Here is an 18,189-nt window from a genome sequence, read left to right as displayed (position 1 = left end):
TTTTGAACCGTATAAGGTATATAAGGACGTACAAGAAGTTACGCCGGAGGTCCGTCATGGCTAGAGCTGCATATATTTACTCAGCCAGTTTGTGCCCTTCACCATTGACTATTCACTATTCACTAGTTGTATAGAAGCGATTTATAAAAACTGGCAAATCAACGACAGACTCCTCTATTATATATCCGGCCGCATATCATACAAAATATGCGGCCCTTTTTTATCTCACATAAAACTCTTCCTAATATTTGAAACACCTCTACAAATAAACTTACCGTTCAAATTTTTAGAATTATCTTGCCACCTTAATTAGTGTGCTGTTTTGAGGAATGAAAATAGTTAAGAAATCTCTGAGGATATTGGGTCGTTCGCTCTTGATTTTACTGGCATTTTTACTGCTGGTATGGCTGCTTATTCAAACCGAAACAGTACAGAACTACATATTAGGTAAAGTTACCAAACGTTTATCCAAAGATCTGAATACGGAAGTCAGCGTTCAACACGTAAGCCTTTCGCTTTTTAATCGCGCCAACCTTGAGGGAACGCTTATCCGGGATGAAAAAAAAGACACGCTTCTTTACGCCGGCAAGCTTAAGATAAGAATAACTGACTGGTTCTTTTTTAAGAGAACTGCAGACTTTAAATATGTAGGGCTGGAAGATGCGAACATTAAACTGCAACGCACTACAAAAACCTGGAACTACCAGTTTATAGCGGACCATTTTTCAGGAAAAGATACAAGCCAGCTTTCTGCTAAGGTGACCGGGTCTAAACCTGCTACTGCTGCAGATTCTTCCAAAGGCACCGTTTTCGACATCAAAAAAGTTGACTTAAAGAATGTCTCTTTCCTCTATAATGACAAGTGGATAGGGCAACGTATGCTAGTTAAAATAGGCAGCATGGTAATGGATGCCGAGAAAATGGACATGGAGAAAAGTATTTTCTCCTTTAACGAAGTAGAACTCGATAAACCATATTTTGCCCTGTACGATTTTGAAGGATTAAGACCAGACAGCCTTCGCCCCAAAAAACAAATTGACACCGGGATGTATTTTAATGAAGGTGATATTTCTGTTAGCGCAAAAAAATTAAAACTCACCAACGGATATATAGCCATCGAACAGCCCGGGAGGCCAGTAACTCCCGGATATTTTGAGCCGGCCAACATCTGGATCAGCAACATCAACGCCAACTTCAATAATCTCACGTTCATTAAAGACACCATTAAGGCTAAAATTGAATTGTCTGCAAAGGAAAGAAGTGGCCTGGCAATAAAAAAGTTAACTGCACAGTTCAGGCTTACTCCACAAATAATGGAGTTTGCCAGGATGGATCTGAGGACGAACAAAAGTCACCTTACCGATTACTATGCGATGAGGTTCGATGACTTTAATGAGGATATGAATGAGTATGTTGACAGTGTAACGATGACTGCACGTTTCCGTAATTCGCTGGTTCACTCGGATGATATTGCCTTTTTTGCCCCGGAAATGAAAGACTGGAAAAAGGAAGTATTAATGAGCGGAAGATTTGACGGAACCGTGAGCCATTTCGATGTAAAAAACCTCTTTTTAAAGAGCGGCAATGCTACCTACGTTAGTGGGCATCTTAGCATGCACGGCCTGCCAGATATAGATAAAACACAGATCAATTTTACGGATGGCAATATTCAAACCAATTATAATGAATCTGCTATTCTGTATAAAGGGCTGCAGGATATAAAAACGCCAGATCTGGCGGCACTTGGCGATATCCGTTTTGTCGGCAGCTATAAAGGTACCATCCATGATTTTACAACGAATGGCACAATCACCAGCAGCCTTGGCGGCGCCTACACTAACATCAGTATTAAACTACCCGGGAAAGGAGACCCCTCCTATTCCGGAACCGTTAATACGCGCCAGTTTAATCTTGGCCGTTTTATTGATAATGATCTTTTTGGAAGAGTAACCTTCGACGGAAAGATCAACGGAAGAAGTTTTAATCTGTCACGTCTGAATACTGTGCTGGATGGAACATTCAAGCAGTTTGAGTTTAACGGGTACAATTATTCTGATCTCATCATCAACGGTAATATCCAGAAAAAACTGTTTAATGGCGAATTCAAATCGAATGATCCCAATTTTAATTTCACCAGTAGTATAGCAATAGATCTGAACGGAGAACAACCGAGCTTCAACGTATTGGGTGACCTTGTAAACTCTAACTTTCAAAAACTCAACTTTACCCCGCACGATCACTTCGAGCTGACAGGCTTATTTGACCTTAACTTTAAAGGAAAGAACATCGACGCCTTTTTAGGAACGGCCAAAATACTGAACGCCAACCTTATGCATGACAGCAGCAAACTGAGCTTTGACTCGCTCACGCTGAATGCATTTGTTGATTCAGCTAACAGAAAGATATTACATGTGCAAAGCAATGAGTTTGATCTGTTGGTTCGTGGACAATACAACATTCTTGACCTTTCAACCAGCTTCCAGGGTTTCCTGCATAAATATTACCCGTCATTAATTAATGATCCCGTAACCGTTCCGAAAAATCAAAAATTCATTGTTGTATTTAAAACGCGGCAGTTCGCCAAATATGCATCTATACTCGATGCAAAACTGACCGGGCTGGACAATGCGGTAATAGCCGGGGGCGTAAATACAGAGGATTCAGGGTTCTATGTAGGAATGGATATTCCTTTCGTTCAATATGACAAATACAAAATTGAAAATGCCCGGGTAAACGGGCGCGGCGATTATAAGAACCTTACCCTTACAGGAGATATCGGAAGCATTCATATTTCAGACAGCACTTATTTTCCGGGAACAGACTTAACCGTTGCTTCGGCTGAAGACCATTCCGTGGTACATCTTACAACAAAAGCTAACAGTACATTAAACAATGCCAGTTTAAATGCAGATGTGTACACGCTCAATGATGGTGTAAGAGTTAAGTTCAGGCCTTCCTCATTTATTATCAATGATAAAAAATGGAATCTTGAAAAAGAAGGCGAAATAGTTGTCCGAAAAAGCTTTGCCTCTGCATCTAACGTAAAATTCAGCCAGGGTTTCCAGGAAATTGCTGTAGAAACACAGGAAGAAGATGGCGGCAATACAAGTAACCTGGTGGTAAAGATCAAGAACCTTGTGTTAGGAGACTTTACGCCTTTATTAATGAAGCAGCCGACACTGGAAGGTCTTGCAAATGGCGAAGTTTATCTGAGAGATTTCTTCGGCAAGTTTGAAGCGGACGCGAATATTAAGGCCGATGAGTTCAGGTTAAACAACGACTCAATCGGCACCGTGTTCGTAAAAGGACATTTAAACAATGCAAGCGGCCTGATTAATTTCAACGTTAGCTCAGATAATGCCGGATATAAATTAAAAGGTGAAGGCTCGTATGATCTGAAAGATTCTACCGGCAATGCATTGAATACCACACTTGACCTGGAAGATGCACGTGTGGTCATCCTGAACCAGTTTCTTGAAGGCATATTTTCTGATGTAAAAGGAAGAGCATCCGGAAAGCTTATTGTAAAAGGCGATCCCCAGGCTCCCGATCTTATTGGCAAAGTAGCATTAAGAGAAGGCAGCCTGACGGTTGATTATACCAAAGTGCATTATACGATAGACTCTGCTGTGTTCAATTTTTCCGAAGGTCTTATAGATTTTGGCCAGTTTACCATTAAGGACGATGCAAAAAGAACAGCTACCGTAAAAGGAAAACTATATGAACATGGATTCAAAGACATGCGATATGACTTTGACATTACGTCGAACAAACTGCTGGTATTAAATACCAAAAAAGCGGATAACAGCACTTTTTACGGAAGAGCTATCGGAAAAATAGCATTCAGCTTAAAAGGCCCGCAGGATAATATGCAAATGGGCATTACCGGCGAGGTTAATGATACTACACATATCTACATTCTTACAACTACCAGTAAGGAAAGTGCTGAAGCTGATTTTATTGTGTTTAAACAATACGGAACTGAACAAAAATTAATTGCAAAAGAAAATACAAGGCTTAATATAGACCTTGATCTTACCGCCAACAACAAAGCCCAGATAGATGTAATTCTTGATGAACTTACCGGTGACGTAATACAGGCGACAGGTAATGGCCGCATGCTGATTCATGTACCATCCAAGGGAGATATGACAATGAAAGGCCGCTACAATATTGAACGGGGCTTGTACAACTTCAACTTCCAGTCATTCATCCGAAAACCATTTGAGCTATTGGCTGGGTCGGGTAATTATATTGAATGGACAGGCGACCCTTACGATGCCCGCCTTAATGTAGAGGCAAAATATACTGCAAACAATGTGAGCCTGAAAGAACTGATCAGCAACTCTGCCATATTATCAAGCGCAACGACTGACCTGCAGAGTTATCGCGGTGATGTTTATGTAATAGCGCAGTTGACGGGAAAACTAAGCAGGCCGGATATTGACTTCTCCATAGACTTTCCGGATTACAGTACCATTAAGAATAACCAGGAACTGGCGATGTACATACGCAGACTGGAAAGTGATCAGAACGAAATGCTGAAACAGGCCAGTATGCTTATTGTGTTCGGTTCATTTTATCCAACAGGCACCGGACCGAACAACAGCAATTTTGGTGGTCTAAGTGCGTCGCTGGGCATCAACACGATTTCACAGAAGATAGCCGATCAGGCCAATAAAATATTGTCCGATGTATTGTTTAAAATTACAGGTGATAAAAGCCTGCAGTTTGATATCTCAACATCTACCTACAGCAGTTCAAGTATTCTTACACAGAACGAGGCCACTACAGGAACAACCCGCATGGACAGGCAGAACATTAACCTGAAAGTAAATCAACGGATCCTGAACGACCGTATCATACTATCATTTGGAACGGGCCTTGATTTTGGTGTAGGAAACAACACCACTCAAACGGGAAGTTTTCAATGGTTGCCGGACATTTCCGTACAATGGCTGATAACTCAGGACCGTAAGTTGCGATTTATTGTTTTCAACAAAAGCTCCCTTGATATTGCAACCGGAGGTAGTGCTATCGGACGCAAAACCCGCCAGGGAATTGGGCTCTCTTACTCAAGGGATTTTGAAAAAGTTTTCAGCAAAAAACCTAAAGAACCAAAAGATACTCCAAAAGTTGCTTCAGACGAAAAAGTGATGAAATAACCGGAGACATGTCTTTTCTGCAGCAGTCATGATCATTAAATCTTCATTTCAATAAAGTCTCACCTATTGACAAAGTCCATCAAATCAATTAATTTGACTTACGTATAACGCACAAGAAATTAAATACCGTACTGGCCACAAAATGATTCAAATTTAAATTCCTGCTTATTACTCATTTTTAAAGCGTTGAATATGCCAAAATTTGTTATTGAACGAGAAGTACCCGGAGTAGGTAACTCTTCAAAGCAAGACCTTACAAGCATGTCTCAAAAATCATGTGATGTATTAAGAGTTATGGGACCTGAAATTCAATGGATACATAGCTATGTAACCGGCGACAAAATATACTGTGTATACATTGCACCTGACGAAAAAACCATTCTTGAGCATGCTGAAAAAGGAGGTTTTCCAGCCAACAAAATCTCCAAAATTTATGATACAATAGATCCGACTACAGCGGAGGCATAAGAATACAAAGAGCGATATCACGCAACAATAATAACTTCTGCTTCCTTTCCTGTACAATCGCGCGAGTTAAAATGCATGTGATCCTCTCTGGCACAACCGTCCCTAAAGATCACTCACGCCAGAAAGACGGCAATATTATGAACGGTTAGTTGCTATTCTATGCGCATATTAGCCGGCTGTAGTACTTATCATCAAATTGTAGTAATTCTATTCAACTTCGGTCAGGGAAGGACGAAACACGGAATACCATATCGCCATTGCCCGGACGTAAGCTGCAAACTTATAAATCCCATAATACAATCATTCTAAAATGCTATATATGAGGAAGACATTTTTATTATGTGCGGGTTTTATCATCAGCTTAGCTGGAATCTCCCAAAACCAAACCGACGAACAGTCGGTAAAACAAGTTGCAAATTCCTGGTTCAATAGCTTTAATAAACATGATTATAGTGACATATCCAACTATACGACCGAAGACTGTTATATGATTAATCCTTATGGATTGCATGGAAAACATACGAATGAGACACCAGCAATGTTCAAAAAAGTACACGAGGCGCTATTGAAGAATGTTTCTATAAAGGTGGACAGCATGACAATTCGCTTCATTAAACCTGATGTTGCGATCGCAACTGTTCTTAGTCAGCAAACAGGCGCGTACTATCTCCCTGATGGTATAGACAGGGGCAATAATAAACACCAGGACGAAAGACTAATAACAACAATGGTGATAGTCAAACAAAATGACAAATGGTTGATCACGCAATACCAAAACACAATAATCGCTACATTTAAATAAGCCAGGTCTGCAACTAACTTCCTATTGAAAACGGGACGGGCGACGAACATATCCTCTGGTCCTCTGGCGCGAGAGTTCCGAAGGACCTCCCGTGTCTACTAATTTCCAGCCGATTGTATCGGCGATTTATAAAGTATATGCGTCCATTCAAGACAGTCTATCCATCCGCTATTCATGGTGTTTAAGCAAAAAACGACAGGAAAAAGCCACACAGATTCCAGCATACAATAAAGTAATCTTCCCTTTTTATCGCCTCCTCTGGCGCGAGAGTTCCGAAGGACCTCTCGTGTCTACTAATTTCCAGCCGATTGTATCGGCGATTTATAAAGTATATGCGTCCATTCAAGACAGTCTATCCATCCGCTATTCATGGTGTTTAAGCAAAAAACGACAGGGAAAAGCCACACAGATTCCAGCATACAATAAAGTAATCTTCCCTTTTTATTTCCTCACCACAACAACCAATTAAACTCTGCCAGCTCCTGCCTGTTGTCTGTATTTTGACTACCGCCGGATTTTGCGCTTACACATTGATTCACTTTTGTACTAAGCTCATTAATGCTCATGCTGCTGTATTGTTGTACCTGCGCGATAATGCAGGAAGTAAACCAGCCATTTGTAATGCCACCACCTTCACCGGCAGATTCATTACTTTGTGCAGCCGAGAGCACATAGGCGCCATTGTTTCTCCTGATATCAACAAATGCTTCTTTCATCAATTTGAAAATATCAGTCGACGAACTGTGCGATGGATCATTGTTTTCTACGACATCCAAAATTTCAATGCTGCCAGCGTTGTTTTTATCATTGTCATCGCTTCCCTTTTTTGTTCCCGGTATATTTTTGACGCTGTTATTAGCACTTCCGTCTGATTCTCCGCTATGGCACGCATCCAACAACATCAGTTTTTTTCTTGCAGGAATGCTGTCCAGCAATTCTTCAAGTTGTGCATAAGAGATGCCGTTTGCTGACGGATTGTGTACATCTGTATTGCCGGTAACAAAATAAAAATCATCCGGATGTTCCGGATCCACCATACCATGTCCGCTAAAACTAATAATCACCCTGTCATCTACAGTGGTATTCATGAGTTTTTGTTTAAGCGCAAGAATATTTTCCTTAGTGGCAGCTTCATTCATTAATGTATCAGTTATCATATTCTCGTTATACTTCTGCTTAAGTGCACCACTTAAATCCCGTATATCCTTCAAACAGTAGCTAAGATCCACAAAGGAAGAGTGTGCGCTGTAATTGTTAATACCAATGCCGATAAAATAAGTCTTTGCGGTTGATTGTTTTTCCGGCTTGTAGGTCACGTATAAGGCCTCTTTTCTGCTTACGACTGCGTTTTCATTCGTGCAGTTTATTTCAATCTTGTTCATGCCTTCGCTTAGTAAAACAGTCTGTATAATGTTGGCGCTATGCGAAGCGTTAACAAGTTGCTTGCCGCTAATGCCGTTTAATGGCACGTCATTTATAAAAACATTATAGCTCCGTATGTTATAGAGGCTGTCGGAAATGGTAAATGCAAGCGTTAGCTGTTGTGTTGCTGTAAAAGGCTGAATATTCGTCGTGTTAACTAAAATAGAAGGCACGTGCAGCGTGCTGCTGTTAAAATCTTTTTCGGTAAAGCCGTTTTTCTTTATCCGGCCCTGCCATGCTTTGTAATATTCATCTATCAGGCGTTTGTCGTTGCTGCCGATCGCCTGCAACACTTTATCCGGCCGGTTAAACTGCAGATCAAACTGACTGAAATTATACAGCTTGTTATTGAGTTTAAAGTTCAGGTATTTGGCGTCGGTTCTCGAAGAAATGAAATAATATCCCTCCGGTAAAATGATGGCATAATCATGATCCTTAAAGAACACCATCGTAAAAACTTCCTGTCCGTTTGCGAGGTTCCACTTCGTAAGTGTGCCACTTTCACACCATGTATATACGTACTTGCTATCAGGTGTATACACCGCTCCGTTAACAACCCCGGCAGTATTCATTTTTAAATTATAGAGTGGCGCGCCGCTTTTTGCATTCACCACTCTTACTGAATGCGCACCTAATGCAAATAACGGATCAGATAAAATGCAAGCCAGTTTTTTGTTTGGGCTGATAAAGAACTTGCTTATATTACCAATTTTTTCTGCTTTAAATTCTACAGGCGTTTTGAAAACGAGATTGCTTTGCAGGTCCTGGCAATAATAAAAATTGGGGTCGGTGAGCTTGCCTGTATAGTGACGTCCCAGCAAATATTTGCCATCATCACTGATAGCCGGCTCCGGTAAAAACAGGTTATGGACTTTAGGAGAAAGCGGATTTACAATATCCTTTGGCCTGGCTTTCCTTATAGCATAAGGTACATCATAAGTAAAAATGTAACTTTTCAATTCGTCATTGTATTGAAGGTTGTCCCGATCAGCAATGAGCAATGTCGTATCGGTGCCTTTACTGCTCTTCAATACACCAGACGTCAATACAGCACTTTCTATGAACATGTTCCTGTTAGGGTTCACAATGTCTGTAGTTGTTGTATATACCGTAAATGACTGAAGCCCCGGATAATCAAGTTTGATGTACTTTTTATTTTCGCCAGGATTTTCCGGCGTATTAGCGTTGTTGCCTAAAAGAAGCTCTGTGCCCCCGTTTGTATCAAAGTGCATTTCCTTTACGATGGAAGGCGTGTCATTATTGATGATCAGAAACGTTCCGGTCGGCTGATATGCTTCTCCCAGGTTCAGAACGCTGTATTTGTCTTTTTGTAAATAATGAACATCCTGTACAGTTGACAGGCCGGAAGAGAGAAACGATAATTTATTGATCGAATTCACATCCTGCATGCCATACATGGTTCTTGTTATGTACCATACTTTCGAAGATGCACTGCTGGTGTGCATTTTGACGATCGGGTCGATCACATTACCACTGTTGGCAATCTCTTTTGCTGTTGTATCTGTAAAATCCCAAAGGCTTAAATTACCGTCAGCATGGCCCGTAACGAGAAACTTATCATTCGGGCTGAATGTCATGGCCGTTACGGGGTTCTTGCTTTCATAGTGGCTGATTATTTTATTCGCATCGTTAAAGATATTGAAGCGGCAAACGGTGTCTTTATTGTGCAATTGCATTTCTGCCGTTGCATAAAATAGTTGTCCATTACCGTTCGTGCTAACGACAGCCATGTCATATTCATCCTCCGGAAAAATTGCCTGCATCGTATCTTTCAAAACAAAGTGAACAAGTTTTCTTGCCGAAGGCACAAAGTTGTTACTGTCAACCGGGGGTTTGGGCACGTTGTAGGTTATCAACATGGAGGAATCGTTTTTACTGAAGCTGCAATTTTCCAGCGCTATCGGTTGTTTCCAGATCATTTTAAGCCGCAGTACATCCCATAACTCTGTAAATGCATCATAATGAACTACAGGCACTGTAAATGAGTTATATTCCTCTCTATAGTGAAAAAGATATTTGTGTCCGGGACTCATCAACCACTGGCCGCTCTTGTAAGTTTTGCTGGTATCGCTACAAGAGGCCACTTCCGTATCTGTAATAAAATTAAGAACCGTGAATTTTGTTATATACAATGGCTGGGCCTGGTTTACCGCAGCGTATACGGCAATTAACAGGGTGCTGTCCGACGCAAATGCAATGAATGATTCTGCTTCTGTCGTTATATCTTCGTACCGGGTTATTTGCTTAAATAATTTGCCCGTTGCTGCATAGTAAATATTGATCGGCCCGTCGGTTACTGTTTTCCAGGTGGCGTCGTTCTGATACTTTTTTATTTTATCCGGATGCACGGCTACCCATTTACTGTCCGGGCTAAGCGTGGACGTTTCATAACCATTTACACTTTCATACACAAGACGGCCGCTTTCTATGTCCCATACATAAAACGGAACATTGTTAAACTCCTTTCCGGAATTGGATTGCATGCCCAATGATCGCTGGGCGATGGATGTAATTTTTTTCCCGTCAGAAGAAAAAGATGCATCGAGATAAACAAGACCGTTTCCGCCCAGTTCTGTAATTAGTTTTTGGCTAAACGCATCCCAGATTTTTATAATACCATCTTCGCTGGTTGTTACCATTTGTTTGCCATCCGGGCTAAACCTTGCTGAATTTACTGTTCTCAAATGTCCCTTTTGTAATACAAGAGAAGGTGATTGTGCACCTGCATTAATGAGGCATGTCATCAAAAACAGCAAAGAAAATGTTTTGGCGCACAACATACAGTTCATCGTTTTTTATCTTCTGTAATAATATCAACACGTTTCAACATCCAGTGATCGAAAGATTTAATATCACCTCTTTGCCCCGCCCCTTCTTCATTTAGCAAAGCTTCCAGCGGGTTATCACTAAACTCAGGCTGATCGCCTTTTACAACGCCGCGCCGGGTAAAAATATCGCGGTTGGAAACGGGTTCGCGTAATGCAATAAAAACATAGTGATAAGTGCCGGGCGTGGTATGTCTCACCGTAGCCAGGTGATAAAAGCTGGTATCATACAAAATACTGTTGGGATAAGTGAGGATACTTGTTCTTGGTTGCGGATACAAAAGATAGGTATTTCCTTTGGGATCGATCGACATCACATAGATGAATAACGGCGTTATCTTATCAGTCGGCAATGTTGAGCCCGCATCTTTTTCAATGCCGATATCAAGCTTGTCCTGGATGCCGGATCTACCCGTTGTTTTCTCATCTGCTTTCTGCTTATTGCCGCTATTTTTTATGGCGAGGTGGTAGGGAAAGATCATCGTTTTATCAGGCGGAGGTGAAGTCATGGATAACCAGTTTGCCAGTACCGAAAGCCGTCTCACCCTTTCCACAAGGCTGTCCACCGGATAACTGCTGCCTCCGGCAAAAAAATCTGTCACTGCAGTGAGTCCGTTTCCTTTGTTGATATCCCTGCCAAGAATCGTTTTCTCCCATCCATACGCAATATTGTTACCGTTGTTGATGAAATGTCCTGCAAGCATATAATCTGCAGCCGACGGCGTGTTCACTACTTTGATGTTTCTGTTTCTTTCTGCGGAAAGCTTCGTTTTCAGCTGATCGATTAACGCCTGCGGCGGCGGTAATTGCAGATATACGTTGCGCGATTTTGCAGCTGTAATTAGGTTGTTGACCGCTGTTGAATCCGGGTTGTCAAATGCAACAGTTTCCATCTCACCATTCCTGTTCAGTTTCCAGCCATTGTTGTAAAAAAACACTGCATCAGGTAAATTCTGATACGACGGGTTCATCCATTCATATCCCGGACTATTTTGTTGATATAGCGCTTTCGCTTTGTCGATGATGCCACTATAAACATCCTCGCTCAAACTGCCTCCGAGATATATTTTCAGTGGCGGATCGGGGTTCGGCAGTTTTTTTAATACGGTAAAGCTCAATGTCGTCAGGTCAGCCGCTTTCCATTTGGCGCTCTGATTCATCAGTGTCACTTCTGTTTCCGTCAGGCCAACGTTGGTTACTTTAATGCTGTCTTTGGTCCTGGTGTCCACAAGAATATCATCGTTTAAAATATCATCTGTAAAACCTGCTGCTATTACAGGCATTTGTTTTGCGGAACAATTGGCACACTTAAGCGAATAGGTCGCTTTTTTCACCTGTGCCGGCGCCGAACCTATGAGATTCTGTTTGCGTCTTTTATCTGCTTCTATATTCGGCGTTTGCTGCTTATTCAACAGGCGCAACTTTGAAACAGTGCGGTCAAGCAATACATCGATCGGCGCCTGGCTCCATTCTGTAACAGATCTGCAAAAGCTAATGGTAAACGCGCCATAGTATGTTTTGGCAGCAACCTGCGCTTCACTGGCTATTTCATTGTCCTGGCATGAACCAATAGTGAGCGCACCTGATTGATCCAGGCGACGGGTAGTAGCAGTGCCTGCTGAGATAAATTTCCCCGGCTCTAACGAAGGCTTAACTTCTCTTGCTGAATCTGCTTCGAAGATGGTGCTGCCACGTGTGTTGGTGGCACTGTGGCAACAGTCGGTTATTACAGTCAGTACAACCCCTTTGTCGGTAAAAGCAGAAAAGATCTTGTTCAGCTCAGCACTATTAATGTCGGAAATGCCGGGCTGCGTGATATCTGCAGACAGTATTGTGTTGCGATATCCTTTGCCTGTCCTTAATTGATTGTCGTTGGCTGATTCATATTCATAGCTCCCATGCCCAGAATAAAAGAATACAAAGTAATCTCCCTTCCTGCATTTAGCTAATAGTTGATTGAATTTTTGCATGATCGCTGTGCGCGACGCTTCCTGGTCACGAAAGATGGTGACGTTCCCTGGTAAAAAATCATAGTATTTAATAAACAATTTCGAAATAGTATCTACGTCGTTCAGGCATCCGTTCAGGTTTTTAATCCCGCGGTCCTTACAGATCTGGCAGGTAGCATAATTAACGTTGGCCAGGTAATTGTTCACGCCCACGCAAAACATGTATCGTTCGCCCTTTGCAGGTCCTTGCGCTTGCGGAAACACGCGGCTACTTACAAACAAAAGGCAAAGCAGCAAAAAGCAAGATGACAAAAGACGTATTCGCATAGGAACGGCGTATTAAGTTGTTTTGCGAAAAGGAAATGAGAAAGCATCGGGGATGTACGATGCCCGCCCGTACCGACGGCACGTTCGGGCGGGTACGGTGTACGATGTACTACCGGCTTCACGTCAAACAATATACGATTATTCCGGCTCGATAACAAGTGCCCAGACAACAACAATCTTCTAAATATTAATGCTAACTTAGGTACCACATCACCATACGCCGGCCGCAATGAAAAAATTGAACCTCACACTCGTACTCCTGCTAAACATGCTATTTGCATTTACTCAAAACCGCAAAACAGATAGCTTATCTGCACTTTTACGCATTGAAAAAACAGATCATAAAAAGATAGACCTATTGAATTCGCTTAGTTTTTTTTACCAGGATTCAAGGCCTGATTCTGCATTACTACTCGCGCAAAGTGCATGGTTTTTATCGAAGAAAAACAAAGATATAAAGGGAGAATCTTATGCGCTGAGCCAAATGGCGATCGCTTATAAAAGTTTGGGCAATTTTACCAAATCACTCGAGTATTCTATTGCCAAATTAAAGATAGATGAAGCCCAGGAGTCTGCGAAAGATCTTACCCTGTCTTATCTCTATATAGCCTCATTGTATGCCGAATCAAAAGACTTTGATAAAGGATTAGCATACGCCAAAAAAGCAGATTCAATTATCAATGATAAACAGGCATTCATAAACAGACCCGATTCAATTACCAGGATATTACATAGCTACGCACCTTATTGCCTTCTCAGCATTGGCGATATTTACGAGAAGAAAAACATGCTTGACTCTGCAATTGTGTACACACAAAAATGCCTTGACAGCAGTATTCAGGCAAATAACACATTATTGATCGGAACTGCTCTTAATAACCTCGGAAACATTTATAGAAAGTCGCGAAATGATACGCTGGCCCTCAAAAATTATCGCGCAGGTCTTCCTTATATAGTAGTCAATGACAATTATTCCACGTATGCCGAAAGTGCATTGGGTATGGCCCAGGTGTTTGAACGCATGGGACCGCAGTACCAGGATTCAGCCTTTTGGTATGGCAAACAATCATTCTCAATTGCTGCGAATAACCAGTTTATTGTAAGGAGCCTTAATGCTATTGATTTCTTATCGCGCCTTTATAAGAAGAAAAATAGCATTGACAGTGCTTATGCCTACCTCCAAATGGCCGGATCCTTAAAGGATTCTATTGAAAGCACTGAGAAAATACGCGAACTGCAAAACATGAGCACAGCTGAGCAGGTAAGACAGGCAGAACTGGAACAGCAACGGCAAGAACAAATTATAGACAGGAAAGAAAAGCTGCAGTTACTTTTTATTGGCATTATGATTCCCATTTTCTTTTTAATCAGCCTTCTTATTAGCCGCAGGAAAGTGCACAAGCGCCTGGTTGAATTTATGGGCATTGTGTCAGTACTCTTATTTTTCGAATACATAACATTGTTGCTCCATCCGTTCATTGCAGAAAAATCGCATCATTCGCCCGTTATAGAGATCGTAATTTTTGTTGCCATAGCAGCCATTATTACACCGGCGCATCATAAGATACAACACTGGTTGCTAACAAAACTGGCAGAATACAACTACCTGAAGCATCACAAACATTTTGAGGAAGTCAAAGCCAATCAGGAAGATATCACTGAAGAAGGTGCAGGTGAAGCCATGCCTGGTCCAGTGATATAATCATATATGAAAGCCTGGATTAGCGCGTGGGTTGGGGTACTTTAATATCTCTTCCTGTATCAGAAGGCTGTGCAACGTCTGCCGGCGCGAGCTTTTTAGTAGTATCAGCTGGTTTCATTGTTGTGTCGGCAGCGGGTGTTACAGTCGTGTCTGCTTTTTTCTCTTCGGTGGCTGCATTGTTGCCACAACCGTAGATGCCTGTTAGTAATATAGCAGACAACACCAACGTTGCCCCAAATTTGCGGTGGGTACTGGTTATCATTTTGGTTTAATTTTCAACTAATTTAACGTTATTATTTTTTGAATGCAAAAATTGTGCGGAGGATCTATTTAGGAAAAGACGTGGAGTGCAGCAACTACATAAAACACCTTTGATTTCGCAAAGTTCCTGCCTGACACACCTGGCCTGCGAGGAAGTTCGCACCGCTGGGACTGGCGGGAAGAAAATGAATTCAGGTGGTAATCTTCCTTTGTTAGCTGGAAGATTTTCGCCTGGCTTTTTTTGATCTACAAATAATTCTCTGCAAAACACCAATTATTTACCATATTTGTTGCTTTAATTCTAAAACCCAGACATTGGAACCAAATACTTACCCTGCTGCTCCTTCCGATATTCCGGAAAACCTTATCGTGCCGAATCATAGTTTCAAAAAGAACGTTGGCATTGTTGTCGCCAGTATTGTCGCTTTCTTTTTCCTTTACCTCATTTTATTGGCGCTTGGTATTCTTGTCGGCTTTTGCTTTGCTTTCGCCGGCGGATTTATTTTGATTAATATCCACAACATCTGGTTTATTTTGCTTGGTATCGGGCTGATGGGCGTTGGCTTAATGATCTGTTTCTTTCTGGTAAAATTTCTTTTTGCAACGAAAAAAGAAGACCATGGCGATAAGATTGAAGCAACAGAACGCGACTATCCGGAGCTGTTTGCATTTGTGCGAAACGTAAGCAAAGAGGTAGGCACCAGCTTTCCCAAGCATATTTATTTTACACAAGAGGTAAACGCATTTGTTTCGTATGATTCCAGTTTCAAAAGTTTATTTTTTCCGGTACGAAAAAATCTGACCATAGGTATAGGTTTGGTGAACATGCTGAACCTGAGTGAGTTTAAAGCTGTGCTGGCACATGAATTCGGACATTTTTCCCAAAAGAGTATGAAAGCGGGCAGCTATGTGTACCAGGTAAATAAGGTAATATACAACATGTTGTATGAAAACAATAGTTACAGCGCGGTCTTACAGAGCTGGGCAAATATACATCAGACGTTTGCAGCATGTGCTGCAATCACGGTAAAAGTGGTGCAATGCATTCAGTGGATACTACAACGTGCTTATAAAGTAATAAATAAAAATTATCTGGGTCTATCTCGGGAAATGGAATTTCATGCGGATGCCATTTCTGCTAAAGTAAGTGGCAGCAACAATGCTATTCACGCGTTGCGCCGTATCGATTTCGCTGACGCCTGCTATAACTTTGTGATCGATAAATATAATGGTTGGCTAAAGGAAAACCGTCGCGGTAAGAATGCATATACACAGCAACAGTTGGTTGCAACTGCACTAGCAAAGGAATCTCTGTTGCCGGTAAAAAACAGCCTGCCTGTTTTCGATGATGCAGCAACAAACGTCTACCAGAAATTTAATCGTGTAGTAATCAACAACCAGTGGGCATCTCATCCGACACGTCATCAGCGTGAAGATGCGCTCAAAAAATTGAACATTATTGGCACAGTTGTAGATACGCCTGCCACCGGTTTGTTTCGCAACTTGTCAAAACTGGAAGAAACGATGACGGATCTGATCTATCGAAATGTAACATTCGAGCAACCTGATGACTTGCAAATCGGTTGCGATGTAACTTTTCAGCAGGAGTTGAAACTGGCGCGCGAAAAGTATAATTACAATGAAGCTTACAATGGGTATTACAACCATCGAAACATTGAGGAGTTTGATCCGGCACAGATAAAGCCTGTTAGCTTTACAGACATCTATGCATACATGCGCGAAAACAAAGATTTGAACAACAAAACTGCAGCAATGGAAGAAGATATTGCTGCGCTGAAGTTTGTAGAAGACAAAACATCGGGTATCCGCAATTTCGATTTTGATGGAAATAAATACAGCCGAGATGATGCAACGATGATTAGAAATGACCTGGAAAAATCGTTAAAGCAACTGAAAAATGCGCAAGTTTTTGCTGACGAAACGGTATATCATTATTACCATCAAAAAGCATTTCGCCTCAATCCTGCTAATAGCGCGTGGCTTCAGAATTGCTATGCCCAATATTTTACGGCACTTCGCCTTTCGCTCGACAATTTAGTCTTCTTTAATGAAATGGTGACTTTGCTCGATGCGTTCCGCCAAGACAACACCAAAGCTCAAGCGATTGAATTGGCGACAAATATGAAAACCAAATTCGAACAATTTAAACTAAAAGTACTCCACGCGACTAAAGTATTAAAAAGCATAGACAATCTGAATATCCTACCAATTCCTGTAGCATTGAATGCATTGCAAGACATGCACTACGAGTACATTGGTGCAAATTCGTTCAACACCAGTGCATTGCAGGCTACGGTCGAATTTTACAATTTGTTTGCGGATTGGAATTATAACATGCGGATGGAAGCGCAAAAAGACTTGCTGGATAAACAACTTCAATTGAGCGAGACAGCTGTTGCTATCACAGCAACAATACCGATTTAGAGTGATACATAGACATATGCTACCGGACATGATCTTGATAGACTTCTTCGCAAAGTCTCAAGACCTTGCGTAAGTAGCTGGACTTTGCTTTTTTGATTCGCAAAATCTCTGCCCACACTTGTTGGCTTTTAGAGGAGACTCTACATCAGTCGTCAAAATCGAATCTGAAATTAAAAAGTTTCGTTGGGTGGATTTTATATGTCCTGGCAATCTCCAGCAAGGTGTCAAATCGAAAATCTATTTGCCCCTTTTCTATTTTTGTCAGCTTACTTGAATCTAATTCGGAGTCAAATGATAATTGACGGATACTTGAAACTTTAAGTACTTCCTCTCGGTGCTTTTTTAAATAAGCACCGAATAGCTTTCTAATTTCTTTTTTGTTTTCTATTTCCATTTATAAAACCAAGGTGGAAATATTTTAAAATAAACATGTGGTCGCATTCGACCACATGTTTATTTTTGCATTATCTTTGTTAAGCAATCCTCTTCTTTTAAGAAGAGTTGCTTCTAATTTTTCTATGCTATTTATTTCTTATTTGGAAGAACTAAACCTGAGTAGGCTTTATTTCTCCGCAAAGTCTCCAATATTAAATCTTATCTCAGCCGTTGTTGGTGTTACGGAATAAAAATAGGAAACCCCGATCGTCAATTTATTTAAATCTAAAATTAGTTTCACACACAATTCGGATTGATCTTGTTGCACATCTACGCAGACCGCCGTTGTTGGTATGCCGCAAAGAAAAGGTGTGAAAGCGTACCAACAACACAAGTGAGACAACCAGATATTCATCTCATTTTAGAT

8 protein-coding genes are annotated in these 18,189 nt (G+C 41.3%); 5 read left to right on the top strand and 3 right to left on the bottom strand.

The window, feature by feature from the left end:
* Window positions 1-329: 329 nt before the first annotated feature.
* From QTN47_RS03585 to QTN47_RS03575, 3 genes are all read left to right on the top strand, one after another.
* Window positions 330-5,165: a translocation/assembly module TamB domain-containing protein gene (locus tag QTN47_RS03585; RefSeq protein ID WP_369327950.1), complete on the top strand. Its 4,836-nt coding sequence runs from the start codon at window positions 330-332 to the stop codon at window positions 5,163-5,165.
* A 192-nt stretch (window positions 5,166-5,357) separates the two neighbouring features.
* Window positions 5,358-5,633, top strand: coding sequence for a DUF4242 domain-containing protein (locus QTN47_RS03580; RefSeq protein WP_369327949.1), 276 nt, complete (start codon window positions 5,358-5,360; stop codon window positions 5,631-5,633).
* Between the two features lie 319 nt (window positions 5,634-5,952).
* On the top strand, window positions 5,953-6,435 hold the full coding sequence (locus tag QTN47_RS03575) for an SgcJ/EcaC family oxidoreductase (RefSeq protein WP_369327948.1): 483 nt from the start codon (window positions 5,953-5,955) through the stop codon (window positions 6,433-6,435).
* A gap of 449 nt (window positions 6,436-6,884) precedes the next feature.
* On the opposite strand, the gene QTN47_RS03570 is transcribed toward QTN47_RS03575, so the two are convergent.
* Both QTN47_RS03570 and QTN47_RS03565 read right to left on the bottom strand, forming a co-directional pair.
* Window positions 6,885-10,562, bottom strand: a complete 3,678-nt coding sequence (locus QTN47_RS03570; RefSeq protein ID WP_369327947.1) for a caspase family protein — start codon at window positions 10,560-10,562, stop codon at window positions 6,885-6,887.
* A gap of 101 nt (window positions 10,563-10,663) precedes the next feature.
* A complete protein-coding gene (locus QTN47_RS03565) occupies window positions 10,664-12,979 on the bottom strand; it encodes a caspase family protein (RefSeq protein WP_369327946.1) in 2,316 nt (771 codons plus the stop codon).
* 229 nt (window positions 12,980-13,208) lie between these two features.
* Here QTN47_RS03565 and QTN47_RS03560 point away from each other — a divergent pair, with 229 nt between their 5' ends.
* Window positions 13,209-14,681 (top strand): tetratricopeptide repeat protein, encoded by a 1,473-nt coding sequence (locus tag QTN47_RS03560; RefSeq protein ID WP_369327945.1) that lies wholly within the window; start codon window positions 13,209-13,211, stop codon window positions 14,679-14,681.
* Between the two features lie 19 nt (window positions 14,682-14,700).
* On the opposite strand, the gene QTN47_RS03555 is transcribed toward QTN47_RS03560, so the two are convergent.
* On the bottom strand, window positions 14,701-14,943 hold the full coding sequence (locus QTN47_RS03555; protein WP_369327944.1) for a hypothetical protein: 243 nt from the start codon (window positions 14,941-14,943) through the stop codon (window positions 14,701-14,703).
* Between the two features lie 314 nt (window positions 14,944-15,257).
* On the opposite strand from QTN47_RS03555, the gene QTN47_RS03550 reads away from it, so the two are divergent.
* Complete coding sequence (locus tag QTN47_RS03550; RefSeq protein ID WP_369327943.1) at window positions 15,258-17,387, top strand: M48 family metalloprotease; 2,130 nt, start codon at window positions 15,258-15,260, stop codon at window positions 17,385-17,387.
* The last annotated feature ends 802 nt before the right edge of the window (window positions 17,388-18,189 follow it).

The sequence above is a fragment of the Danxiaibacter flavus genome, assembly GCF_041060425.1.
In the GTDB taxonomy this organism is placed as follows: domain Bacteria; phylum Bacteroidota; class Bacteroidia; order Chitinophagales; family Chitinophagaceae; genus Danxiaibacter; species Danxiaibacter flavus.
This window is presented reverse-complemented; position numbering and strand designations above follow the sequence as displayed.